Genomic DNA, 25757 nt, shown 5'->3' with positions numbered 1-25757 from the left:
CAACGAATTTTAGAAGGTCCTAGATAATGTCAGGCATGACACCTCGCGAAATAGTTCAAGAACTCGATCGACACATCATTGGTCAAAACTCGGCAAAGCGTGCCGTCGCCATCGCACTCAGAAACCGCTGGCGAAGAATGCAGATTGACGAAGGACTGCGGGAAGAAGTTACTCCGAAGAATATTCTAATGATCGGCCCTACAGGTGTCGGTAAAACTGAGATTGCACGACGCCTCGCAAAATTGGCAGACGCCCCCTTCATCAAGGTTGAGGCCACCAAGTTCACAGAAGTGGGCTATGTGGGACGCGACGTAGAATCCATTATCCGGGACCTGGCGGATATGGCGATTAAAATGCTTCGCGAAAAAGAAATCGCCAAAGTGGAAAACAAGGCACTTGATGCCGCGGAAGACAGAATCCTAGATGTACTGCTCCCTCCGGCCCGCTCATTCGGCTCAGAGGACACACCAGCAGATCAGGAATCCACTGCTCGTCAGGTTTTCCGTAAAAAGCTGCGCGAGGGTGTACTCGACGATAAGGAAATCGACATCGAAATCAAGGCCACCCCTGTTGGCGTTGAAATCATGGCACCTCCCGGAATGGAGGAAATGACCAGCCAGCTGCAAAACATGTTTTCCAACATTTCTGGCGACCGCAAGCGTACCAAACGCATGAAAGTAGCCGACGCCATGAAAAAGGTAAAAGATGAAGAAGCCGCAAAACTGATCAATGAAGAGGAGCTCAAGCAACGCGCCCTCTCATTAGTTGAACAGAACGGCATTGTCTTCATAGACGAAATCGACAAAGTGGCAAAGCGCTCTGAAACAGGATCTGCGGATGTCTCCCGGGAAGGCGTGCAAAGAGATCTTCTGCCATTGATCGAAGGCTGTACCGTCAGCACCAAGTTCGGCATGATCCGCACCGACCATATCCTGTTTATTGCTTCCGGCGCATTTCATTTATCCAAGCCTTCAGACCTGATACCGGAGCTCCAGGGACGCCTGCCAATTCGGGTTGAGCTTGACGCACTGACCCCCGAAGACTTCGAACGAATTCTGACAGAGCCTAATGCATCCCTGACTGAACAGTACACTGCATTGATGGCGACTGAATCAGTCAATATTTCGTTTGCTCCGGGAGCGATCACCCGTATTGCCGAGATTGCCTGGAAAGTGAATGAAAAGACCGAAAATATCGGTGCCAGACGTCTACATACCGTCATGGAAAAACTCTTGGAGGAAGTCTCTTATAGTGCGGGAGATCAGATTCGCGAGCACTTTGAGATCACGCCGGAGTATGTGGATAAGACTCTTGGCGAGCTTTCCGAAGACGAAGACTTAAGCCGCTATATTCTGTAGACATAATCAAGCACTCAGGAGTAAACCACCAATATGAGTTGCATCCCAACGCAGATTCAATTGCATCAAAAGTCCCGAACACTGGAGCTAACCTATGCTTCAGGGCTGCATGAGACGCTTGATGCAGAGTATCTCAGGGTCAATTCACCAAGCGCGGAAGTCCGCGGACATGGAGGACAGGGAGGTCAGTTGCCGACGGGCAAAAGACTGGTCGGCATCGAAAACGTGGAAGCAGTCGGGAACTATGCACTGAAAATCACCTTCAGTGACGGCCATGACAGCGGACTTTACTCCTGGGAATACCTACTTGATCTCTGTCAGCACAAAGACCGTTACTGGCAAACCTACCTCAACAAGCTTGCTTCCATCAATGGGAGCCGCGACTGATACCCGCGAACCCAAGCAATAAAAAACCCTTCGTCCAAATGGGGTTTGATAGGAGGGGGAATCGGACGAAGGGCCAAAACTGAACCTTCACTATTCTCATCACCCTCTCCTGTTAAAGCCTTGATGAGAATTAAATAATCTTCCTGGCGCTATGCAGAAAATCTGCAACACCCTCCATACCTGCACCAAGTCGATTCAGATAACCACCACTGCGCCGACGTTCATTGGCAACATACAGCGGCAGCATCTCTCCATATAAACTGGTACTGATCGTTCTCTGTTCGTCTTCAAGAATATCCTTGCGCACAGAGATATTGAACGGCGCTAATTGCTCGGTCAGTTCTTCATAGCGATTCAGCAAATCCTGCCGGGTCATTTGATATGCGTGCTCACACACAATTCTTCGCGACTGAAAGCTAAACACATTGGAAAAGAATAGCTTGGCATCATCCCGAGTGGGCTCGAACAGACTGATCACAGCCTCGGGGTATTCCTTATCGTACATTGCCATGCCGGCACGCATTCTCGAATACACCATGGTGCGGTACGTCTGCGCCACAATATTGGGCATCCCCCGGTTCAACAGAGCTCCCGGCTCCATCGTTCCCGCCTCCACGGCAGCTTGCACATCAATCGGCACGACCGGGTTAATTGCCAGAATCAAGTCAGCACCATCTTCCAGCGCCACCGAAGCGTGAATCCCTTTCCTCAACGTACCGTCAGCATAGTAACGCCCATCAATTTCCACCGGCGTATACACTGCCGGGGCGGCAACACTGGCCTGTACCGCTTTGGAAATAGGCACGTGGTCGAATCCCGGCGCTCCAAACCTTACCGTCTCACTACTTTCCACATCGGCGGCAATCAAATACAGACGACGGCTGAGCTTGCGGAAATCATTTGTTCTGCCGAGTAGGCTGAATGAACGTTCCAGATATTCATGCAGACCTTCATTATCAAACAAACCGGAGGGAACTGCCTGCGCCAGAATGGTCATCGCCTCAACAAAGCTCTGATCCCTGGGGTTCTCCACAAATTTTGCGCACGCTTCCAGCAACAAACCCGGGACAGATACCGCCCGCTTTAAATATTCCCTGACTGCCGGCCGGTAAAACACCTCAGGGTGAAACGGGTGCACATCCGCTTCATTCTTCACGAATATCCGGCACATTTGGGCCGTCGTCATCTGATTGGCCAGATTGGCAGCCACAAAGGCTCCTGCACTTACGCCGACATAGACATACAGATCATTGAAATCGATACCTTCCAGCGCTTCATCCAGCGCACGTAACGCCCCGATTTCATATATTCCACCGAGCGCCCCGCCGCCGCCAAGCACCAGGCCAACCTTCGGTGAAGTCTTATTATCTTTGCGGTTTTCCGCCATAAAAGGTTCCGTTTAAGCTACTGACAAAGTCTGATAGAGACTGTGACTATGTAATGTTTAGCCACTGATACGCGTTGACTAAACTGCTTAAAGTATAATGTCTACACGAGAAATACTTGGCGAATCCTGCCACAAATTGGTCAAATCTCTCGACACTCGTCACAAAAGCTATCAGAGCTGATTAGAATAATCATACTAAAGAAAGGAATTAAAACTGGAGAACCTACCTATTCAGGCTTGGTTGCCATGATCAAGCTGTATGCCGGAAAGGCCGGCCAAAATGCTCAAACCCTATTTCTTTGAGCGCCAGCTCAAGGGAGCTCTTAACCACTTGCGGACTATCCATGTTCAGCAGGCGTCTGAGCACGTCTTCAGCCCATCTCAGGGAAACGGAACGTAACACCTGCTTAACCTTTGGCAGATTGACCGCATTCATTGACAGGACATCGTATCCCATCGCCGTCAACAGAATGGCACCACCAGGGTCGCCCGCCAACTCACCACAGATACTCGCCTGCTTGCCGGCGGCATGGGCATCACAAACAATTTTATACAGAGCCTGCAGCACCGCGGGATGAAATGAATGATAGAGGCTCGCCACACGGGGATTGTTACGGTCTACTGCCAGCATATATTGGGTTAAGTCGTTACTTCCCACACTGACAAAGTCAACCCGCTCAGAGATCTCCTTGACCTGAAAGACGGCACTGGGCACTTCGATCATGACCCCTACCGGAGGCATCTTGACGTCCACCCCTTCTTCCCGAACTTCGTGGTAAACCCGGTATATCAGATGAAGCGCTTCCTCAACCTCCGAGATATTGGAGATCATAGGCAGCATGATCCGGAGGTTATCCAGACCCTCACTGGCCTTGAGCATGGCCCGTACCTGAACCAGAAAAATTTCCGGGTGGTCCAGCGTTACCCGAATCCCGCGCCATCCAAGAAATGGATTCTCTTCCTTGATGGGGAAATACGTCAGTGACTTATCACCACCAATGTCCAGCGTTCTCATGGTGACCATAGAAGGGGCAAATGCTTCCAGCTGCTCCCTGTAGCAGTCCCGCTGCTCCATCTCACTGGGAAAGCGGTCATTGATCATGAAAGGAACTTCTGTCCGGTATAAACCGACACCTTCCGCTCCATGATTCAGGGAGCGCATGACATCCGTCATCAAACCGGTATTGACCCACATGGAAATATGGTGGCCATCGGTTGTAACACAGGGTAGATCCCTGAGCTCATCAAAGCCCTTGGAAATCTGCTCTTCTTCCTCCACCAATACGGAGTAGGAACTCAGCAATTCCGGAGATAGATGACTGTAAACCTCGCCTTTATAACCGTCGACTATCACCTGACGGCCATCCAGTTTGCCGATAGGCATGTCCACCACGCCCATGACACAGGGAAGCCCCATCGCTCTGGCAAGAATCGCCACATGAGAGTTTCCTGAACCCAAAACGGAAACCAGTGCCTTTAGATTTTCTTTAGGCACCTCTCCCAACATTGAGGGGGTCAACTCTTCACTTACCAGAATCGTTTCAGGCGGAAATTCCTTTTGCTCTCCACAATCAGGCTTTTGCAGATATGCAAGCACTCGCTGACCAAGATCCTTGATGTCTACAGCCCGCTCACGAAGATACGGATCATTGATACTTTCAAAGTGGCGTACATACTCCTGTACAACCTCTCTTAAGGCTCCCTGCGCCCAAAGCCCCTTGTGAATGATGTTCTTCACCTCACCACTGAGTGCGGTGTCGTCCAACATCCCCAGATAAACATCAAACAAAGCCTGCTCTTCCGGCCGCAGCTGACTGGCCAGTCTGGCACCCACGTCTCTAATGTCCTGCCTGACAGATTCAACAGCGGATTCGAAGAAAGCGATCTCTTCATCAATATCTGTACATTCTTTGTCAGGTACGGAATTAAGGTCAGCATGAGGATAAAAGACAACGCAGGAGCCTATCGCGACCCCCGCAGATCCTGCCACGCCTTTAAAACAGATGTCCTTGGCTTTCTGCCCGGTAAAATCCAGGCCCGATATGATATCTGTTGCCTCGCCATGAGCGATGATTGCCGCCAACTGGGCGGAGATAGTGACGAGAAAAGCCTCTTCCCCCTCATCGAACAGCCGACTGGCCCGCTGCTGAACCACCAGGACACCGAGTACTTTTCTGTGGTGGATAATCGGCACACCAAGGAAAGATTTGTATTTTTCCTCTCCGGTTTCAGGGAAATACCGATAGCGGGGGTGAGCAGGCGCATTGTGCAGGTTCAGAGGCTCCTCACGAACCCCCACAAGTCCGACAAGACCTTCAGAATGGCCGAGCTTTACTTTACCTATAGCTCCGGGATTCAGGCCTTTGGTGGCCATCAGGATGTAACGATTGGATTCAGGATCAAGCAGATAAATTGAACATACTTCGGTGTTCATCGCCTCATGTACACGCTCGACAATAAGCTCTAACGCTACCCCAAGGTCGGGAGCGGCATTGACCTCTTGTACAATACTTCGCAGTACACTCAGCATGGCCTACCTGTATATCTGTATATCAGTCGTCCTGAGACAACCACATTGGCGGAGTTATGGCCGGCAAATCCATTCACCACAAGGATGTTGTTTTCCGGATAAGCCCGGCCATTATTGTTATGTTCCGCAAGACTATCAGCATCTGCGGATATATTCGTCTGGTTATATTCCGCAGGGCTACCGGCACCTGCGAATGTATTCGTCTGGTAGTTATATATTGACGGATAAATGTCTAATTTCCATCATTTTTTAACCACCCTACCGTGGACAGGGTAACCCACGCAAAACATGACAGCTACTAAAGAATAGCAGCTCTTGGAACGCATGGTTCAATCCAGCCCCGGACTTCTCTTAAATAGCACAGGAGCAAACTCTTTCATGGCACGCCGGTAGACTTCCCGCTTAAAAGACACAACCTGCCCCAGCGGATACCAGTAGCTTACCCAGCGCCAGCCATCAAATTCAGGCTGGTCACAATCATCCATACAAATAGCACTGTCTTCTGCCAGAAGCTTGAGCATGAACCATTTCTGTTTCTGGCCTACACATATTGGATGCGAATCGTGTCGAATCATTTTCTTAGGCAGCCGGTAGCGCAACCAGCCCCGGGTTCCAGCGACAATTCTGACTGATTCCGGAGGCAGACCAACTTCTTCTTTCAACTCACGATATAGAGCATCCTCCGGCGATTCATCCCGCTTGATCCCCCCCTGGGGAAACTGCCAGGAATCCTGCCCAATCCGTCGAGCCCAGAACACTTGATTGCGCTCATTACATAAAATTATGCCGACATTGGGCCGATAACCTTCAGAATCGATCACACTTCTTTTCCTTCTACAGTCAAAGCATTGTTCCATAACTTGCTGACTTTATTCAAACCCTCTTGGATTCCGTTGATATTTAAGGCCTGAATTGAGAACGAAAAATAGGTCCGTCAGCCACTCATCATGTACAATTCAGCTTTTTCTGAAGGAGTCTGGCTTTGGCTTTAGCAATCTTTGACCTTGATAACACTCTAATAGCTGGTGACAGTGACCATACCTGGGGTGATTTCCTGATCAAACTTGGCGTGGTAGACAAAGATGAACACAAAGCCACCAACGACCAGTTTTATGAAGATTATCTGCGAGGTGAGTTGGATATATTTTCCTATATTCGCTTTGCAACCCGTCCACTCACCTGCCATCCCCTACCGCAGTTGCATGACTGGAGAGAACAGTTTATTCGCGATGCCATCAGCCCGATGATGTTGCCAAAGGCTACCAATCTATTGCAAAAGCACCGTGATCAGGGAGACTTTCTCCTGATCATTACGGCGACCAACCGGTTTGTGACTGAACCAATTGCCGAACTATTGGGAGTGGATGACCTGATAGCCACTGAGCTGGAAATGAGAGACGGTGCGTATACAGGCGAAGTGGAAGGCACTCCAAGCTACCAGGAAGGTAAAGTTACACGGTTGGGCCAGTGGCTACAGCAACGTCCTTTCGACCTATCTGACGCTTATTTTTACAGCGACAGCCACAATGACATTCCTTTGCTGGATAAAGTTGGCAATCCCATCGTTGTAGATGGGGACAGGCAGCTACTTGAATATGCGGAAAGAAATAACTGGCCGACCATGAGCTTGAGATAAGCCGGAGACCCCTATGCCACTGAGAGCTTTTCTTGTTGTACTCTCTTTATCCGTTCTGGCAACGGCCTGCTCAGACCGAAAAGATGCTCAGGTGCCATCAAAGCCCTCTGGGCAGAAACCGGAGGTAGAGTCCACCGGTGTCCCGGCAAGTGAACCCTCTCCAGAAAAACAGGAGAAGCTTTCCAGGGTCTCAACTCTCTCCGAGCAGTTGCACCAGCAGGCACTGAATGATGCCGTGGCATTACACGCCAGCACCACGAACCTCAGGAAAAACCATTCCTTCGAGACACTGCAGAAATCCCGTGAGCTCTGGCTGGCCAGCCACCGATCACTGCAGGCGTTATGGTCACTGTATGTCTTGGATAGTCCTGCAGAACTCCTTAAGCAGCATCCGAATAACTCATCATTTCAATACCGTTCTATTCTGGATCAAACTCCCTTATTGCCGGGGTATCTGGATACTGTAGAAGGATACCCGGCCAGTGGACTCGTTCACGCACTGGACCTGCCGATCAGCCATGCTCTTCTGGAAGAGAAGCATCTGTTTGCAGATCCATTATTTCTGACTTATGGCATGCACCCCTTGGAATTCATGCTTTGGTCAAAATCAGGCCTGTCTGCCGACCTGAATAGTGATGCCCCCCAGCCGGCCACCACTGCCAGCGAGGACGCCATGCAGGTTATGCAAAGACGGCTTGAACTGGTCGACACGTTATCCACAGATCTGGTCAGCTATCTGACCCAACTCAAAGCTTTGTGGCACCAGAAAAGCCCCCTGAATGCTTTTTTGCCCAGCGACACTCCAACCAAGCGAAATGAGCAGCACCCCCAGCTGGAACAAGTCATGCGCATCATTGACAGACTGATACTCGCGGAACTGACGCCGCTGGAAGGAGAACCTGGCTGGCATTACCAAGAGCACATGGTGTATGCAGAGGATTCCGCCCACTTCTGGCAAGGCCGGGTAGACGGTCTGACCAGCAGTCTGACTCTGTGGAAAAATAACACCGCGCCTGTTGAACAGGAGGTCTCTGAACTGAGGGAATGCCTGATAGCTCTCTCTCCTACTGATACCAAACAACAAGAGCAAATCCAAAGTTGTGAAGCCCTGGCCCTGTCGTTAAGAGAGAAACTGATCATCCGCTTTTCGGAGATATCCAGCTGACGCTACCAGCCTCGGTCAAATAGTCTACAATCAAAGATAGACCGGGTTGTAGCGCAGCGGCCTTGCTGATAGCAGTGAAACGTCCTCAGTAGCGGGGGCTTGCAGTGATATCGACCTATCTCAGAGGATAATTGGCAAGTAGTGCAGTATGGCGACCGAACTTACCGAAGAGCAGATCAAGCACATCCTTCAGGGCATAAAGATTCCACCGCAACCACAAATTCTGGTGGATATTCAGATCGAACAGATCATGCCCGACCCAGACATTGGACAGATAGCCACACTAATCAGCCAAGATGTCGGCCTGTCAGGGACCATACTCAAATTCGTCAATTCTCCATTGTTCGGCCTTTCCAATAAGATCACATCTATTGCCCAGGCCGTTTCTTTGCTGGGCATTACCAGTGTCGTCAACATCATCAACGGCATATCCATCAAGGGAGAAATGACGGACGAAACCATTGTCGAGCTTACCCGTTTTTGGGATACCGCTAACGACATTTCCAGCATTGCCGCCAATATTGCCAAAAAAGTGGGTTATCACTCTCCTGACGAGGCATATATGCTTGGGCTGTTTCACAACTGCGGCATTCCACTGATGCTGTCCCGATTCAGAGATTACATGGCCGTACTGGAAGAAGCTTATGCTCAGCCGGATAAGCGCATCACAGAGACTGAGAACCTTCATTACAATACAAATCACTCAGTTGTGGGTTACTACACAGCAAAGTCCTGGAATCTTCCACGCCACATCTGTGAATCAATCGCCGAACATCATTCCGCAGAGAGTGTGTTTGAAAACAAGGATGGCCGTAATCCAGAGAAAAAGACCCTGCTGGCGATTCTGAAAACGGCTGAGCACATATGCGGCAGCTTTCACGTCATAGGGAACCAGGACACGGACTATGAATGGCTGAGAGTACAGAATGATGTGCTGGAGTTTCTGGGTTTGTCACAATACGATGTGAACGACATGCGAGATAGTTTTGCGGAGATGGGCATCAACGTCTATCAGCCCTGATGAAGGGTGGAAGCCACCCCTCATCCAATTCGTCACCAAGTTCCGGTATAAAAGCCTTCAGTCTTCGGCGTCACATTGAGCCTTATATTCTACCGAGGACATAAGCCCATCCAATTCAGACTTATCTTCAACCTTGAGCCTGAAAAACCACCCGTCGTTGTATGGATCGCTATTCACTAGCTCCGGAGTCTCTTGTAGCGCGTCATTGATCTCGACCACTTCCCCGGCAATAGGAGCATAAATGTCAGAAGCCGCCTTTACAGACTCAACCACACCGGCCTCTTCTGCCGCAGCAAGGTTAGAACCGACTTCAGGAAGCTCAACAAATACCACATCACCTAACAGATCCTGTGCATGATCGGTTACACCGATTGTGACGGTACCATCCTCTTCCAACCGCACCCATTCATGGGTGGAAGTATATTTCAGTTCGCCTGGAATATTGCTCATTTTTAAACCCTTCTCACTGGATAAGTCATTATTGCGGGAACTATCTATGATCTGGAGTCTATTATCAAGAGGCTGTGTTACCTTGGATTGCCTCGTAGAAAAGTGTAGCAGAATTTCTCCCTGCCCCGAGTCGCCTGCAAATTGCTTCAGGGTCGGTGAAATCCTTCCAGATGACTCACTATCGCCGGAAGCACCTCAACGAAGCCATCAAATTCATGGCTGCCTCCGGGAATAATCCACATGGGATGACTCCCATACTTTTCTACGGCTTCATGATAATTGAGGGTTTCATCACCGGTTTGGACCAGCGTCAGTATTTGATCCCGGCGACACTCGGGAGCCCGATCCAGCGACAACAGTTCCTGCATGTGTGCTGGAATCACTTCAAACACTTCACCGGTATAGAGATTCTCATTTTGCCCCAGGTAATCATTCAGCAACAGGTATGGCTTTACAGCAGGATTGATTAATGCGGCAGGAACATGATGCTCCAGACTGAGGTAGTTGGCGTAGTATCCACCAAGAGAGCTTCCGATAATCCCTACCGGCCTGGTGCTGGAATGGAAGTATGAAGTTTCCAAATAGCGGATCGTTTCTTTCGGAGAGAATGGCAGTGCAGGGATTTCCACGTGCAAATCGGGACGCTGATCACGTACCCAGTCATACAACTTTTTCGCTTTTATGGATGCAGGTGAACTTTTGAAGCCATGTAGATAGAGAAGATAAGGGTTAGCCAATAGTATTTCCGTATCGTCAAACAGCAGCGATGAATTCGCGCCTCACACCGAGCCTAGTATCCTTTACTGCTCATATCCACTACAAACTCGATGTGGTCAGCCCGCTCAACCGCTGTTTCAATCGCTCCATCAACACCGAGCTTTAACCAACGGTAACCCGGAGCCAAGTCATCCACCGCGAAGTCTTCGCTCAGCGGTTTGAACTGCACACAGGTGGAGGGTGTGGCCAGCATTCTGACACCGTTACGAACCTGATCATATTCCTGGTGAATATGCCCCCAGAGTATCAGCTTTATATGAGAGTGCTGATCCGTAATGGCAAACAACTCATCGGCGTTCTTCAGCCCGATGGTATCAAGCCATGTGCAATCGATCGCAACAGGATGATGATGAAAACAGATAGCGACATGCTTGTCCTGATCCTTTTCCAGCTCCTGTTTTAAGAGAGCCAGCTCCGAGGCGGCCAACTCACCGTATACTTTGTTGCGCACAGACGAATCCAGAAAGATCAGCTTCCACTGCCCCATGATTTTGACTTTCACAAAGGCTTCAGAGTTTCTGATCGAACTGGTCATGACTTCCGGATCATCATGATTACCGGAAAACCATACAACGGGACATTTGAATCGAGACATTTTCTTCTCGAAACAATGATAGGCCTCAGCACTGCCGTCCTGAGCCAGATCCCCTGTTGCAAGAACCAGATCAGGCTGCTCCTTATGGGAATCCACCAATTCAAGCACCGCATCAAGACTTTCCCGGGTATTCATACCCAGCAGCTTGCCATCCACTTCCTTGCGCAGATGGGAATCCGTCACTTGAATAATGTTTAACCAGCGTTGCTTCTTCGCCACCCGATGCGGTCCTGTTTACCTTCTGTCAAAACTTTACGGCGTATCGATAGACACTCACTAAAGAATTATCGGTACGATATAAACGATATAAGCAGATTCGACTATTTTCCAGTCAATCATTCACAAAATGCTTGAAAAGTAGCAGCTTACAATGAAATGTGGGAACAACAGCGCCATTTTTGGCTGTCGCACTTGAAATCAGAAACCTTTTAGCGGGACGCTGGAATGACCATGATTCAAACAGTAACCCAACCATTCGGATAAAAACTGGTTAAGTTGCAACTTCTCATCCGGGAGATGCATCTTGTGATTTGGATAATCATTAACCGCCTCCACCCTTGGGTGATCGGCCGCACTAATGACTTCCACCATGCGTGCATCATGATATACACGAACAATCAGCTGGGGGTTGTTAAGCCACTTCCCTGCCGCCTGGATCTGCTCGAGCATAATCAGATTGGTATAGCGACTCGATTCCAGAACCTGCAACCGGATATCCCCCAGGTACATTCCATCGTTGTGCAACTGGTATATCACCTCCGAGCCTTCATCCATGTCGGATAGCAACTTATTTATCCGCACATAGTTCGACTCACAGATCGCACCAAATTTTGCTATGTCAGGGACATAACGTTGTTTCACCCATTCACCTCTTGGCAACAATTGAATCAATACCTCCCTTGATACATTCCTTTATCCGCCCCTTTATCTGACGACCAACGCCCTTGTGGAACCGGAACCGGTGATGTCCATTTCCTTACTACGTTACGCGATTACCCTTGGGTCCGCCACTCTTCCTGCAAGAATTGATAATTCATCTCCAGCCACTGCAAACCGATAATAGAGGCCGCATTATTGATGCGTCCGCGGGTTACCAGAGCAAAGGCATCCGATCTAGGCAAAACATGTACCCTGATGTCTTCTCCCTCTTCATCCAGCCCGTGCAGGCCACCGGCGGAGTCAGAATGAACCAAACCACAATACAAATGTATAAACTCAGAGCTTCCGCCTGGTGACGGATAGTATTGACAGATCTGCTTCAGGGCTAGCACCTCCAGACCGGCTTCTTCCTGCGCCTCACGAATAGCAACCTGCTCCGGAGATTCGCCGGGATCATCCATGCCTGCCACCAATTCCAATAACCAGGGGCTTTGTGCGTCTTCGATTGCACCAATACGAAACTGTTCACACAACACGACCATGTCCCGCCACGGATCATAGGGCAGCATGACAGTCGCACTACCTCGTACAAACAATTCCCGCTGAAGTTCCGGCCCCCATCCTCCTGCAAATTGGGCGTGCTGAAGTTTCAACGACTTGATTTTGAAGAACCCCCGATAGCTGTCCTTAGTCTCAAGAATTTTGACATTTTGCTTGCTGAAAGCTGCATCCTCTACCGACATGCATGTACCTCTTTCCGTGTAAACATGTTCTTTGTAAACATGGTGATTGCGTGAATATATCTCATTGCAGTATACGGTATCATGACAGACTTGCTCTGTCAGACTCCCGGACGTTCACAAAGAATCATCCGGGAGGCCGGGCAGCGTACTTTATACTTCCTGGTACAACTGACTTCCCTGGGCTTTGAATTCCGCAGATTTTTCCTGCATGGCAGAATCGAGTGATTCTGGATTATCTGCCGCAAAATCCCGCACTTCCTGACTGATTTTCATCGAACAGAATTTGGGACCGCACATAGAACAGAAATGGGCCACCTTGGCGGAATCCTTGGGTAAGGTTTCATCATGAAACGCACGCGCAGTATCAGGATCCAGAGAAAGGTTGAACTGGTCTTCCCAGCGGAATTCAAAACGCGCCTTTGACAGAGCGTTATCCCGCAACTGGGCTCCGGGATGGCCTTTGGCCAGATCAGCCGCATGTGCAGCAATCTTATAGGTAATGATCCCGTCTTTTACATCCTGTTTATTGGGAAGTCCGAGATGCTCCTTCGGTGTCACATAACAAAGCATGGCACAACCAAACCAACCGATCATGGCAGCACCGATACCGGAAGTAATATGGTCATAGCCAGGCGCAATATCCGTCGTTAGAGGCCCAAGTGTATAAAACGGCGCCTCATCACATTCCCTCAACTGCTTATCCATGTTTTCTTTAATGAGGTGCATGGGAACATGGCCCGGGCCTTCAATCATCACCTGAACGTCATGTTTCCAGGCTATTTTGGTCAGCTCTCCCAGCGTCTCCAACTCGCCGAACTGCGCCGCATCATTGGCGTCCGCCACACTGCCCGGACGCAGACCATCCCCCATGGAAATAGCGACATCATAGGCCTTGAGGATTTCACACAGCTCTTCGAAGTGGGTATACAGGAAATTTTCCTGATGATGGGCCAGACACCACTTCGCCATGATAGAACCTCCACGCGAAACGATGCCTGTTGTCCGATTGGCCGTTAATGGCACATAACGTAGCAACACCCCGGCATGGAGAGTAAAGTAATCCACACCCTGCTCAGCCTGTTCAATCAGCGTGTCACGCACGATTTCCCAGGTTAGATCTTCCGCTACGCCACCGACTTTTTCTAAGGCCTGGTAAATGGGTACCGTTCCAATAGGAACCGGCGAGTTACGAATGATCCATTCACGGGTTTCATGAATGTGTTTACCCGTGGATAAGTCCATCACCGTATCAGACCCCCAGCGAGTTCCCCAGGTCAGTTTTTCCACCTCTTCTTCGATGGTGGAAGTCAGGGCTGAGTTACCGATATTGCCATTGATCTTGACCAGGAAGTTCCGGCCGATAATCATCGGTTCGGACTCAGGATGATTAATATTCGATGGGATAATCGCCCGCCCCCTGGCGACTTCCTCACGCACAAACTCGGGGGTGATTTCATCAGGTATTGCAGCGCCGAATGACTGTCCGGCATGCTGCTGCAACAAAGACTCACTCTGCTTGAGTTGTGCACGCTTCATATTCTCCCGAATGGCGATGAACTCCATTTCCGGGGTAATAATGCCTTTACGGGCATAATGAAGCTGGGTGACGTTGCCTCCGGATCTTGCTTTTCGTGGCTGATGCATAAAGCCGAAGCGCAAGGTATCCAGTGCAGGATCCTGCATCCGACGACGGGAAAATTCAGAGCTGAAACCATCCAATAGTTCAGTATCCTCTCTTTCCTCAATCCATCGCTCCCGCAATCTGGGCAGGCCTTTGCGCAAATCAATCTCAGCCTGTGGATCGGTATAAGGGCCGGAGGTATCGTAAACGACGACTGGCGGGTTCTCTTCCAGACCATCCTTGGTCGGTGTGGGACTCAGGCTGATTTCCCTCATCGGTACCCGGATATCGGGCCGGCTTCCCTCCACATAAATCTTTCGACTGTTAGGTAGCGGCTCAATGGCTGCGTGATCGACCTTAGCATTCTCACGTAAGTATTGCAGTTCACTCATGAATAACCATCCTCGCCATGCAGATTGTCTGCCGGCACTGGTAAATGAATTTTATTTTTGACTATCCGATTACACGGATTAACTGATGCGGAGTGAACTGATGGTCGGCGGTTGGTTTTCCGACACTGCATGGAAGAGTAAAACTTTGCTCCCTACGCCGGTATTATCCGGATCAGGTCAACGGGTCCCACCTATGGTGATCTCAGCCGATAAAATTATCAGCACCCCGACAAGAGTGTTCCAAAGTGTAGAGATAAGCGTTATTATTGTCCATCATGTAAACAGTGAACACATTGAACAGAACTTCTCAGTCAACAGCAAGAAGGCATTTCCTTTGAAATACCCTCTAACAAGTAGCCATAGGATCAGATCATCGTCCGGGCTATGTAGAGAAAGAGAAAAGTCGAGTAGGAGAAGATGTCTAGACTGTTTAGAGAAGTTGTTAGGGTTTTATAGAGAATGTTATAGATAGAGTGTGAAGACAATTGGTCTCAAATAAACCCTTTACTTTTCAAACGATGACATTCAATGTCAACTGTTACCGACAATCAGCCCGGAACGACTACCGATAACGCCATCTGTCAGATTCCGGCCCCATAGCGGAAACCGGCAATTTTCCGCTGAACGTAACATCGCTACTTTACACTGGTTGAATATGGTGGAATTACCACCACTTATATACCCGGCACCATCGGGCGCCAGGTAGCTAATGGATTATTTTCAACGACCCGGCCGGACTATCAGGCTCGTCGATGAACCCAACGGTCGATGAACTCAACGAAGGTATTCACATGACATTCCGTTTTCGCTTACTGCCACTTGTGGCCAGTTCCCTATTCCTTTCACTGTCAGCGCACGCCATCGATCTTTCCAGCGCCTACAAAAAGGCCACCGAATATGACTCGGAACTGGCAACCGCCCTGGCCGCACGTAACGCTTCAGCAGAAAATGTCACCATTTCCCGCTCTGGCTTGCTGCCGCAGGTTGCGCTGGGCGGTAGTGTCACCCACCATGATGTGGACAAAGACGCCGGTGCCGATGACAGTTACCTGACGGAGGGTGCGGAACTGAGTCTTACCCAGCCAATCCTGAAGTTTGATACTTACCACAGCTATAAAGCCAGCGAATATTCCCGCAATCAGGCGGATGCAGAGTTGCGGACAGCGGAACAGTCTCTGATTCTTCGTACTGCACAAGCTTATTTTGATGTGTTGAGAGCCTGGGACGACTTAACCACGGCCAAGCGTGCGGAAGAAGCTTTCAAGCGACAGTGGGAACAGGCCAAGGAACGTTTTGAAGTTGGCCTGATCGCCATCACTGAAGTGCATGAATCCAAAGCGACCTATGATTCGGGCAAGGTATCCCGGATTAATGCTCAGGGTCAGTTGGATGTCGCGCTGGAAACTCTCGAGCGGATTACAGGCGAATACTTCAACCGCATCCAGATCCTGAGTCCGGACTTTCCTGTTGCAATGCTCGCGCCAGCTTCTGTCAATGAATGGGAAACCATCGCCTTTGAAAATAACCCACAGTTGCTGGCAACCCGTTGGAACGTTCAAAGTGCGGACAGCAATGTTTCTGCCCGCAAGGCAGGCCATTACCCGACATTAAATGCCGTGGCAAGTTATGCCTACAGCGACTATAACGGCCCGTCTCCGGCAGATGATAACTCCACCGATGCCAGCATCGCCCTGAATCTGACCGTCCCGCTGTATACCGGTGGTGGCACTCAGGCCGGAGTTCGTCAGGCTCGCTACCAACTGGAGCAGGCTCAGGAAACATTGAACACCACCCAGCGCAATATCCGTCTGCAATTACGCAGCCTTTACCGGACATTGCAGACTAACATTGAAGCGATTCAGGCGCGCAAGCAGGAAATCGTTTCCAATGAAAGCGCCCTGCAGGCTACCCGGGCCGGATATGATGTCGGCACCAGAAACATCGTTGAAGTACTGGATGCAGAGCGGCGTTACTTCGAATCACTGTCCAACTATGCGAACGCACGCTATGACTTTGTCGTCAACCAGCTATCTTTCAAACAGACTGCCGGTGTGCTTTCAATGGCTGATATTGAAGAACTCAACAAATGGCTTGGCGCACCAGTTCAGGTGGCTAACTAAGGTCTCCTGACGAGTTTTGGCCCTTGGGTGCTACCTCAGTAGCGCCCATTAGGGTCTATACGCTGAGAAATCCCTGATACCAAACGCTCAAGCGCACCTTGATTGGACTCGACAAATTGTCTGGCCTTCCCTCCCCGCTCCTGACGCAACTGTTCGCTCTTCAACAGACTCTCTATTTCCTCCTGCAGAGAGGTTTGACTAACCGTTACAAGCGCACCCTCAGTTTCCAATCGGGTACATATATCCTGAAAATTGAACACGTGGGGACCCATTAGCACAGGCAGCCCCAATGCAGCAGGTTCCAGAGGGTTGTGACCGCCTCGTTCAATCAGACTTCCTCCCACAAAGGCCACGTCAGCCGCCGCATAGAACTTCATCTGCTCCCCCATCGTGTCCCCCAGCACTACCTGCACCTCTGGTGAAAAGGGCACATTCAGGCTGCGACGCGACATGGTCAATCCGGCCTGATCAATTAATCCGGCCACAGACTCAAAACGCTCAGGATGACGGGGAACAATAATCAACAAAGCTTCAGGGTAACGGGTTCGTATCTTTTGAAAGGCTTCAAGTAATAGACTTTCTTCGCCTTCATGGGTACTGCCTGCCATCACCACCGGCCTCATCTCTCCCCACTGCTGCCGAAACTGTTTCCCGGCCCGCCTGATATCATCAGTGATCTGGATATCAAACTTGATACTACCGGTGACAGTCAGACTTTTATCTTTGACTCCCAAACGAGCGAAGCGAGCGGCATCCTGCGAATTCTGGGCGGCCACCCAGCTAATTTCCTCGAACATCGAACCGGACAACCAGCGAACTTTTTCATAGCCCCTGGCTGACCGTTCAGATAACCGTCCATTCGCCAGAATGGTCGGTATGTTCCTCCGCTTGCAAAAGTGCACCCAATTAGGCCACAACTCAGTTTCCATCACGATCAATGCCATCGGACGAAGCCGCTGGTAAAAGCGCTTAATGCAACCTGGCAGATCATAAGGGGCATAGACGTGGAAAACCGTGTCACCAAACAGGGACCGGACCCGTTCAGATCCCGTTGGTGTCATCGTCGTCACCACCAACCGAACCTGTGGATAACGGGCCTGTAACGACTTAATAAGAGGGGCTGCGGCGATGGTCTCTCCCACCGACACAGAGTGTATCCACAATGTAGGGGGAGTATCCGATGGCGAAGAAAATATTCCCAGGCGTTCCAACCAACGGAGCCGATACTGAGGCGCTTTCTTGCCCCGCCACCATAAACGCAATAACACCAAAGGAAAAATCAGGTAATAAATAAAAGTATAGAGGTATCTCGCCATGCCACGGTCTGCCGGTAACGCCTGAACAATTAGCGGGGCAGTGTAGCATAACTACCTAATGAGCTGTTTATCCTGAGCATTCCGCAGGCCGGGCCAGAAAACATTACAAATTGCCAACCTGAAATTTCAGGGATTGGTTTGGGTTCACTTGCCGGACTCGCTATAATGGCGCCCGATTTGTCAGCATGAGGCCAGTCCATGGCAGAAACTCTCGACACCGACATTGTCATTATCGGCGGCGGCATTGCCGGGCTTTGGCTCAATTACCGGCTCAGGTCAGCCGGCTACAGTACCGTTCTGCTGGAACGCCAGACACTGGGCGGCGGGCAAACCGTCCGTTCCCAGGGCATCATCCATGGCGGCACAAAATATGCCCTGCACGGGGCTTTGAGCAATGCATCCAATGCCATTTCAGAAATGCCAGCACGTTGGCGGGCCTGCCTGAATGGAGAGGGAGACGTGGACCTCAGCTCTGCTAAAGTGTTGTCCGAGTACCACTATATGTGGTCCAGGGACAGGCTTATGTCCAAACTCACGTCATTCTTTGCCAGCAAAGCGGTCAGGGGCAAAGTGGAAACTGACGAGTTTGAACAGCGTCCGGAGGCTTTTAAAAATCCGGCATTCCACGGCAACTTCTACGCTCTTAATGAAATAGTGGTAGATGTCCCCAGCGTGATCAATGCCCTGATAAGCCCCTTTGATGAAGGGATATATCAGTATGATTGTGCCCAACACAGCTCGCTGGAACTGGACAATGGCAGTGTTACTGACCTCCAGCTGTTCGGGAAGAACAAGCGTGTTCGAATCAAGGCCAAGCGTTATATTCTCACCGCCGGTGAGGGCAACGAAAGTGTATTGCATAGCGCACAGTTACATGGCCCCGCCATGCAACGACGCCCCTTGCACATGGTCGTAGTAAAGCACCACTACCCCCATCCGATTTACGCACACTGCATCGGTTCAGGCTCCAAACCCCTGCTCACGATTACCACACATTATATGGCCGATGGGCAACCCGTCTGGTATTTGGGTGGCAACCTGGCTGAAACAGGTGTTGAGCTGGACAAGCAGACTCAACTTGAGTCGGCCAAAACACTGATCAAGGAATTATTGCCCTGGGTTGATCTTGGCGAGGCGCACTGGGACAGCTTCATGATCCACCGGGCAGAGCCCCAGCAGAATGCTATGCTCAGACCGGATTCTGCCTTCGTTCACCAGAACGATAATGTCATCACCTGCTGGCCGACCAAGCTGGCTTTGACCCCCAATCTGGTCGATGAGGTTCTGGAAAAGCTGGAGCAGGACAACATCACCCCGGAGCTCGCAACAAATTACGAACTGCTCAAGTTCCTCAGTCGCCCACCAATCAGCAAGCCTGTATGGCAGGAGTTGTTGTCGTGATCTACCGACCGCTTGGAAATACAGGCATGAGCGTCAGCTGTCTGGGGCTCGGCACAGTAAAACTGGGACGTAACCAGGGAGTAAAGTATCCACAGGGCTTTGAAATTCCCAACGATATGGATGCCAAGGCCATTATCGATCTTGCAGCCGATCTCGGCATGAACCTGATCGATACCGCCCCTGCTTACGGCACAAGCGAAGAGCGCCTCGGAACTCTGCTAAAAGGACAGCGGGACCGCTGGATCATCTGCAGCAAAGTGGGTGAAGAGTTTGAGCAGGGACAGTCCAGTTTCGATTTTTCTCCCGAGCATGTGCGCTATAGCGTGGAGCGAAGCCTGAAGCGACTGAACACAGACTATATCGATATGGTTCTGGTCCATTCCGACGGCAATGACCTAGACATCATCCGCAAAGGAACTTTGGAAGCACTGGACGATCTTCGGCAACAAGGGAAGATCAGGGCCACGGGCATGTCCACAAAAACCGTGGAAGGTGGCATTGCTTCGCTACAGCATAGCGACATAGTGATGGTGACCTACAACATCAATGAACAGGATGAAGGGGCAGTCATTGACTATGCCCGGGACCACGGCAAAGGTGTCCTGGTCAAAAAAGCCCTGGCAAGCGGCCACCTGTGCCTGAAACCTGGAGAAGATCCCCTGACAGAAAGTTTCCGATTCGTCTTCTCACACCCCGGCGTCACCAGCGCCATCGTTGGCACTATCAATCCTCTTCACATGAAAGCCAATGTCGATGCACTAAACCGGGTCATGGCTCAATAGTCCGCTTTCGCTTAAAGAGATTCGCCCTAAAGAAAAAAGTTAAAAAAATAGCCGCAGATGCGGCTATTTTTTGCTCGTCCTATTTTACCGCTAGCCCTGCGCCAGCAAACTCCTCAAATCAATAATCGCCGCGTTGGCACGGGATATATAGGACGCCATGGTTAATGAATGATTCGCCAGCACCCCGAATCCACTGCCATTCAGAATAAATGGGCTCCACACCGCTTCCTGGGTCGCTTCCAGTTCAATAATGATCTGCCTCAGACTGACCAGTGCATTCTTATCACGAAGAACTTCCGCAAAATCCACTTCAATGGCCTTGAGTATGTGAATGAGTGCCCATGCAGTACCTCGGGCCTCATAAAATACATCATCCACTTTCAGCCAGGGAGTCTTCAGTTCCTGTTCCTCCAACCCGGGTTTGGATTGGGTTGCTGCCGGATCACCCGCCAGATCCAGGTTAAACTGACGCTTGCCAACGCTTTCACTCAAACGTTGAGACAAACTTCCCAACCGGGTTTCCACGTCAGTTAACCAGCTTCTCAAGTTGTCTGAGCGAGCATAAAACTGTCCGTCATTTTTATCTTCATCAGCCAGACGCACCATATAGCGCTTGAGCGCAGCAACGCCTCTTTTATACTCAGCCTCAGTTGACGGAATCATCCAGGAAGCGCTGTCAAAATGGAGTTGCGGCTCGGCAATCGTCAGATCCTTATCTTCCACCGACTGGCTCTGGGAACGGCTAATGTCTTTTCGCAGTGCCCGGCTCAAATCCCTGGCCTGAACCAGAACACCGAATTCCCAGTTACTGATATTGTCCAACCACAACCCAGGAGGGAATACATCATTACTGATATACCCGCCGTTTTTCTGCAGGAGGGTTTCCATCAACGCGATAAGGGTTGCTGTCGTGTGACTACCAACCACCGCCTTAGTGTGTAGCTCGGTCGCCTGGCGCTCTGTTTCCTCATTAACATCAAACAGTCCCGGTTCCTGACTCCAGTACCAGCCCACTAAAAGAGCGACCAACAGGTATACCAAAAGCAACAGGCCGATAAATTTCAACAGCCGGCCACCACCGAGATAGTCTTCCAGATCTTCCCAGCGCTCCACAAAAAACACTTTTATTGATTGCCACATAAACCTTTCCAGTATTGATACACACCTGATCACCCTGACGGCTCAGGGCGCTGCCCTCTTACTCTCCGAAATGCACAGGCTCAGATTGAGGATGGCATATATGATACCCCATTGCACCATCTACTCCGATATTTACCAGACATTCCCATTCCTCCTGACGCTCAACTCCCACAGCAATCACTTGACTATTTTGAGAATGGGCAATCTGCACGATGGAACGCAAATAGAACTGATGCCCATCATCTTGTTCGATATTTTTTATCAAGCCGGGATCAACCTTAATCGCATCCACGGAAAGATCCCGCAAATACCCGAACGGTAGACCGGCGGTGCCGAAACGCCCGATTATCAGCCGAAACCCAAATCTTTGCCGCAACTGCATTAAAACATCCACACCAGCCCAGCAAATTTGTAATGCGTATTCAGGGCACTCAAGGTACAAGCGCTTGGCCTCTTGCGGGAACTGGTGCAATAAGGCGGTCAGTGCTGCAGCCAGATCATCCCTGCTGAGAGTCTGAACAGATAATAAAATACATAGTGAACTGTCTTCCGGATGATGACTCAACCGAAGCAAGCCTTGCTCCAGCATGTACAAGTCCAGTTCAGACGTCATTGAGAAACGGTTCAACATCGGCACAAATTCAGCTGCCGCATGTTGCCCCTGGGCATCTGGAAGCCTAGCCAGGACTTGCTGCATGACGACCCGATAGCCGTCATCTCCACTCCGGGCAGTAGCCGCCTTTCCTATCGCGACCACAGGCTGAAAGTTCATCACAAAGCCCTTTCTATCGAGAGAATCACGCAGAAGATCATGCCAGTAAGAAGCCGGCTTGGCGGTTTCGGCAGCTGAACCGGCCTCCCGCCCGTTAGCGGACCAGCCTCCCTTGGGCAATTGCGCGGCCTCCTGAACAGCAAAATCTGCTGCAGACAACAGATTCGTTAACTGGTCCCCATCCCGGCACTGCGCCATCCCCAGCGCGGTAATACATCCCTGATCTCCCTGAAATGCTTCCAGGGCACTGAGACGCAGGAGCAGATGGTCAGCCATCTCTCCCGCGTGTGACATTTCACATCCTGGAATAAATGCGGCAAACGAGGACCCGGCATGCCGACCGACAAAACTCCCCACGACGGCCCCCAGCTCATCACGAAGAATCTCAGCCACTTCCGTCAAGAGCCTGTCTCCCGCCGCACGCCCATGCACCTCATTGAATTGAGCGAAATGCTTTATTTGCAGCAACCACAGCACTCCTGCCCCTTCTCCAGCTTCACCAGAGAGATTGGCCTGGAGCCGCTTATCAAATGTCTCGCGATTTATTAGACCGGTCACGGAGTCCTGGAGGGCAGACTTGCGCAAACTTTCAATTGTATGAATCTGCTCATCGAATATAGAGCGGAGAGAGGACGCCATCGTGTTTACCGCCAACGTCACGCTTCGCATCTCTCTCGTGGAGGGCACCGGAAGCTCCACATCAAATCGTCGATGGGCGATCTTGTCTGCGACAGACTCAAGATTCTTCAGAGGCCGCAGCAGTTGTTTCAACAGCAGATGCAGTAACAAAAATACCAGAATGCCCAGCCCGGCAAACAACGCCCCCTGCTGCTTGACCGTGGACCAGAGATCCCGGTAGGCCAAGCCAGGATGACTTCTGACCTGAAGGGTCCCGACCCGCTGCCAGCCCGATATCACATCCGACTGCCCCATTGGCGTATCCAGCGGCAACAGCGCCACAAACCAATCCGGCACCTCTTCCAGATGCAACCCAGCACTGCGGTTGATAACGACCTGCCCCTGACTGTCCAGCAACCGAACATTCGAATAGGCACCGGAATCAAATATCACATCGATCATGGAAGAAGCGGCAACCCAGTCTCCCTCTTTCGCCACGGTTGAGAGGGACAGGCCAAGGGAGGTGGCAGAATCCTGGCCATGAGAAGCCAATTGATCCTGCAGATAGTTACGTTTCTGCAGGACGTTCAGTAGCAGGCCGCCCAATAAAAGTAGCAACAGGACACCATAGACGACAGCCAAAAGCAGTCCTTTAAAACTGTACGGAGCTTGTATTTCCTGGGGCTTTTGACTCACGGGAAAGTTATCCTCTTTATTCTTATCCACCAATCAGTGCACCCATCGCACGTTCTGAAAATCTGACGAAAGTCTCACTCGAACAATAAGTTACAGAGCTATACAGTTTCCCACTATGCCGATCCGAAAAACCACTACTATACTTCATCTAGTTGAAAGAATAACAATAGAAGAGCCTGGGCGTAGATCAATCACAGATTCCTTCCAGCTCGCAACCCAATTCAGGCGCCGTCATCAAAGGACTCTTCACAAAAAAAGCGGATATGGGCCACACTACACTTATGACCATCGAAAGCCAAAGGGACAAGCTCAAACAACATTTTGCCGGCCGGGTGACCACTCAGGCCCGTGTTGTTCTGGAGGCCTGGCAACAACTAAAACTAAGACATTGGAACGACTCCCAATGGCTGACAGATTTCCAGAGTGCCACCATTAAACTGGGCCGCTATGCCGCCCGCTTTGATATGACCGATCATTTAAGCATCGCTCAGGCCATCAATCAGGAACTCAAGAAAGTCCACATTCGGGGCAGCAGTGCCATCAGCACGGAGATCGAAGCCCTGGAAGCCCACATACTGGAATTGGCCAACCTGACTCAACGCAAGTCTGACAAGCCTGGCATGTATGCACAACGCACCTATATCAAAGCGCCGATTTACATTGCATTGAACAATGACCAGCTCGCTGATCGCATTATTCAGCAGATGCAGTTCTTTGGTTTTCGTGGCGAACGCTACTATGACCATGAAACCCTGATTGCAGCAACTCAGAAAAACAAGCCTGAAACACTGATTCTTGATGTGGACTTCGGCGACGCTTCCAGAGCTGGGCTTGAAGTGATCAAAACGATACAGGGCCACCACGAAACCCCGATTCCCGTTCTTTTCGTCTGCGCTGACGAAGGAGACATCGAAACCCGGTTGATTGCCGCCCGTAATGGAGGCGAGGAATTCTTCTCCGGCCAATTCGATGCCTCCCAACTGATTGAAAAGGTAGAAACCTTTACCCGAACCAGCAGCCATCAGCCCTATCGGGTAATGGTTGTAGACGACTCTAAAGCCCAGGCTGCCTTCATAGAGAGTGCGCTGAAGAAAGCCGGCATCATTCCAAAAATCATTACCGACCCGATGCAGGTATTGGTGGGACTCAAGGAGTTTTCACCGGAATTGATCATCATGGATATGTACATGCCCGGCTGCACAGGCACCGAGCTGGCCAAGGTGATTCGCCAGCAAGACCAGTTTGTCAGTGTTCCCATTATCTACCTGTCTGCTGAAGACGATATCAATAAGCAGCTGCATGCCATGAGCCTTGGTGGGGACGACTTCTTGGTCAAGCCGATCGTGCCGCGCCATCTGGTGGCTACAATCCACAACCGGGGCCGCAGGGCGCGCTCATTGCTGGCTCTGATGATTAGAGATAGCCTGACCGGCCTGTTCAACCACACTCATACCCTGCAGTTGCTCACCACTGAAATTGAAAAGGCAGCTCAAAACGCCTCGTCTCTTTGCTTCGCCATGATGGATATTGATTATTTCAAAAAAATCAACGACCGCTATGGCCACCCGGTAGGCGACCGTGTATTGAAAAGTATCTCGCTGTTCCTGAAGCAGAGACTGCGCAAATCCGATCATATCGGCCGCTATGGCGGAGAGGAATTTGCCGTCATTCTTCCAAATACCTCGGAATCTGATGCCCGGGACATCATGAACGAAATTCGGGAGAAGTTTTCAGAATTGACTCATCCGACAGACCTGGAACATTTCAAGGCAACGTTCAGCTGTGGCATCGCCTCATGTACCCCGTCGGACACTCAACAATCTCTGGCGCAAAAAGCCGATAAGGCACTATATGATGCCAAACACGGTGGAAGAAACTGTGTCCGCGTTTATCGTGACAGCTGAGGGGCTTTGGCCGCTCAGCTTGCCACAGCACCGGGATTAGCCCTGTACAGCATATCCTCCATATACC

21 protein-coding genes and 1 riboswitch are annotated in these 25757 nt (G+C 50.5%); of the genes, 9 read left to right on the top strand and 12 right to left on the bottom strand.

The features are described 5' to 3' along the window. Positions 1-26: 26 nt before the first annotated feature. Positions 27-1358 carry an ATP-dependent protease ATPase subunit HslU gene (gene hslU, locus BTA51_RS21015; protein WP_094710903.1) on the top strand — a complete coding sequence of 444 codons (1332 nt, stop codon included), beginning with the start codon at positions 27-29 and terminating at the stop codon, positions 1356-1358. 33 nt (positions 1359-1391) lie between these two features. Next, on the top strand, positions 1392-1745 hold the full coding sequence (locus BTA51_RS21010; protein WP_094710901.1) for a gamma-butyrobetaine hydroxylase-like domain-containing protein: 354 nt from the start codon (positions 1392-1394) through the stop codon (positions 1743-1745). A gap of 130 nt (positions 1746-1875) precedes the next feature. Here BTA51_RS21010 and BTA51_RS21005 read toward each other — a convergent pair whose 3' ends face one another. The 3 genes from BTA51_RS21005 to rppH all read right to left on the bottom strand — a co-directional run bounded on the left by BTA51_RS21005 (position 1876) and on the right by rppH (position 6483). After that, complete coding sequence (locus tag BTA51_RS21005) at positions 1876-3132, bottom strand: patatin-like phospholipase family protein (RefSeq protein ID WP_094710898.1); 1257 nt, start codon at positions 3130-3132, stop codon at positions 1876-1878. A 250-nt stretch (positions 3133-3382) separates the two neighbouring features. After that, a complete protein-coding gene (gene ptsP, locus BTA51_RS21000) occupies positions 3383-5662 on the bottom strand; it encodes a phosphoenolpyruvate--protein phosphotransferase (RefSeq protein WP_094710896.1) in 2280 nt (759 codons plus the stop codon). 329 nt (positions 5663-5991) lie between these two features. Further along, entirely contained in the window at positions 5992-6483 is a 492-nt protein-coding gene (gene rppH / locus BTA51_RS20995) for an RNA pyrophosphohydrolase (protein ID WP_094710894.1), read from the bottom strand. A 161-nt stretch (positions 6484-6644) separates the two neighbouring features. Here rppH and BTA51_RS20990 point away from each other — a divergent pair, with 161 nt between their 5' ends. The 3 genes from BTA51_RS20990 to BTA51_RS20980 all read left to right on the top strand — a co-directional run bounded on the left by BTA51_RS20990 (position 6645) and on the right by BTA51_RS20980 (position 9484). Beyond that, positions 6645-7298: an HAD family phosphatase gene (locus BTA51_RS20990; RefSeq protein ID WP_094710892.1), complete on the top strand. Its 654-nt coding sequence runs from the start codon at positions 6645-6647 to the stop codon at positions 7296-7298. 13 nt (positions 7299-7311) lie between these two features. Then, positions 7312-8463, top strand: coding sequence for an imelysin family protein (locus BTA51_RS20985; RefSeq protein WP_094710890.1), 1152 nt, complete (start codon positions 7312-7314; stop codon positions 8461-8463). A gap of 148 nt (positions 8464-8611) precedes the next feature. Next, positions 8612-9484: an HDOD domain-containing protein gene (locus tag BTA51_RS20980; RefSeq protein WP_094710888.1), complete on the top strand. Its 873-nt coding sequence runs from the start codon at positions 8612-8614 to the stop codon at positions 9482-9484. A 57-nt stretch (positions 9485-9541) separates the two neighbouring features. Here the strand turns inward: BTA51_RS20980 and gcvH are convergent, their stop codons facing one another. The 6 genes from gcvH to thiC form a co-directional block, all read right to left on the bottom strand. Then, positions 9542-9934, bottom strand: a complete 393-nt coding sequence (gene gcvH / locus BTA51_RS20975; protein ID WP_094710886.1) for a glycine cleavage system protein GcvH — start codon at positions 9932-9934, stop codon at positions 9542-9544. Between the two features lie 146 nt (positions 9935-10080). Beyond that, a complete protein-coding gene (locus BTA51_RS20970; RefSeq protein ID WP_094710884.1) occupies positions 10081-10671 on the bottom strand; it encodes a YqiA/YcfP family alpha/beta fold hydrolase in 591 nt (196 codons plus the stop codon). A 53-nt stretch (positions 10672-10724) separates the two neighbouring features. Then, positions 10725-11525, bottom strand: coding sequence for a 3',5'-cyclic-AMP phosphodiesterase (gene cpdA, locus BTA51_RS20965; RefSeq protein WP_094710882.1), 801 nt, complete (start codon positions 11523-11525; stop codon positions 10725-10727). A 198-nt stretch (positions 11526-11723) separates the two neighbouring features. Beyond that, complete coding sequence (locus BTA51_RS20960) at positions 11724-12167, bottom strand: DUF1249 domain-containing protein (protein ID WP_246841118.1); 444 nt, start codon at positions 12165-12167, stop codon at positions 11724-11726. A gap of 131 nt (positions 12168-12298) precedes the next feature. Beyond that, positions 12299-12928 (bottom strand): NUDIX domain-containing protein, encoded by a 630-nt coding sequence (locus BTA51_RS20955; RefSeq protein ID WP_094710878.1) that lies wholly within the window; start codon positions 12926-12928, stop codon positions 12299-12301. A gap of 150 nt (positions 12929-13078) precedes the next feature. After that, positions 13079-14941 (bottom strand): phosphomethylpyrimidine synthase ThiC, encoded by a 1863-nt coding sequence (gene thiC / locus BTA51_RS20950; protein ID WP_094710876.1) that lies wholly within the window; start codon positions 14939-14941, stop codon positions 13079-13081. A 132-nt stretch (positions 14942-15073) separates the two neighbouring features. After that, a riboswitch (TPP riboswitch) is annotated at positions 15074-15180 on the bottom strand. 513 nt (positions 15181-15693) lie between these two features. Between thiC and BTA51_RS20945 the strand changes: the two genes are divergently transcribed. Next, a complete protein-coding gene (locus BTA51_RS20945) occupies positions 15694-17061 on the top strand; it encodes a TolC family outer membrane protein (RefSeq protein ID WP_246841117.1) in 1368 nt (455 codons plus the stop codon). A gap of 35 nt (positions 17062-17096) precedes the next feature. On the opposite strand, the gene waaA is transcribed toward BTA51_RS20945, so the two are convergent. Beyond that, the gene (waaA, locus tag BTA51_RS20940) at positions 17097-18377 is read right to left on the bottom strand and encodes a lipid IV(A) 3-deoxy-D-manno-octulosonic acid transferase (RefSeq protein WP_094710874.1); all 1281 of its coding nucleotides are present in this window, start codon (positions 18375-18377) and stop codon (positions 17097-17099) included. Positions 18378-18575: 198 nt separating this feature from the next. Between waaA and BTA51_RS20935 the strand changes: the two genes are divergently transcribed. Together BTA51_RS20935 and BTA51_RS20930 are read left to right on the top strand one after the other, a co-directional pair. After that, on the top strand, positions 18576-19778 hold the full coding sequence (locus BTA51_RS20935) for an FAD-dependent oxidoreductase (RefSeq protein WP_094710872.1): 1203 nt from the start codon (positions 18576-18578) through the stop codon (positions 19776-19778). A gap of 26 nt (positions 19779-19804) precedes the next feature. Beyond that, the gene (locus tag BTA51_RS20930) at positions 19805-20560 is read left to right on the top strand and encodes an aldo/keto reductase (RefSeq protein WP_246841116.1); all 756 of its coding nucleotides are present in this window, start codon (positions 19805-19807) and stop codon (positions 20558-20560) included. A gap of 90 nt (positions 20561-20650) precedes the next feature. On the opposite strand, the gene BTA51_RS20925 is transcribed toward BTA51_RS20930, so the two are convergent. Both BTA51_RS20925 and BTA51_RS20920 read right to left on the bottom strand, forming a co-directional pair. Then, positions 20651-21700 (bottom strand): DUF2333 family protein, encoded by a 1050-nt coding sequence (locus BTA51_RS20925; protein WP_094710868.1) that lies wholly within the window; start codon positions 21698-21700, stop codon positions 20651-20653. 58 nt (positions 21701-21758) lie between these two features. Further along, positions 21759-23786 carry an EAL domain-containing protein gene (locus BTA51_RS20920; RefSeq protein ID WP_168188244.1) on the bottom strand — a complete coding sequence of 676 codons (2028 nt, stop codon included), beginning with the start codon at positions 23784-23786 and terminating at the stop codon, positions 21759-21761. Positions 23787-24067: 281 nt separating this feature from the next. Here BTA51_RS20920 and BTA51_RS20915 point away from each other — a divergent pair, with 281 nt between their 5' ends. Beyond that, positions 24068-25690, top strand: a complete 1623-nt coding sequence (locus tag BTA51_RS20915; protein ID WP_094710864.1) for a diguanylate cyclase — start codon at positions 24068-24070, stop codon at positions 25688-25690. The last annotated feature ends 67 nt before the right edge of the window (positions 25691-25757 follow it).

It is taken from the genome of Hahella sp. CCB-MM4 (assembly GCF_002260525.1).
Classification (GTDB): Bacteria; Pseudomonadota; Gammaproteobacteria; order Pseudomonadales; family Oleiphilaceae; genus Hahella.
The sequence above is the reverse complement of the archived record's forward strand: the minus strand, read 5'-3'. Positions and strand labels throughout refer to the sequence as shown.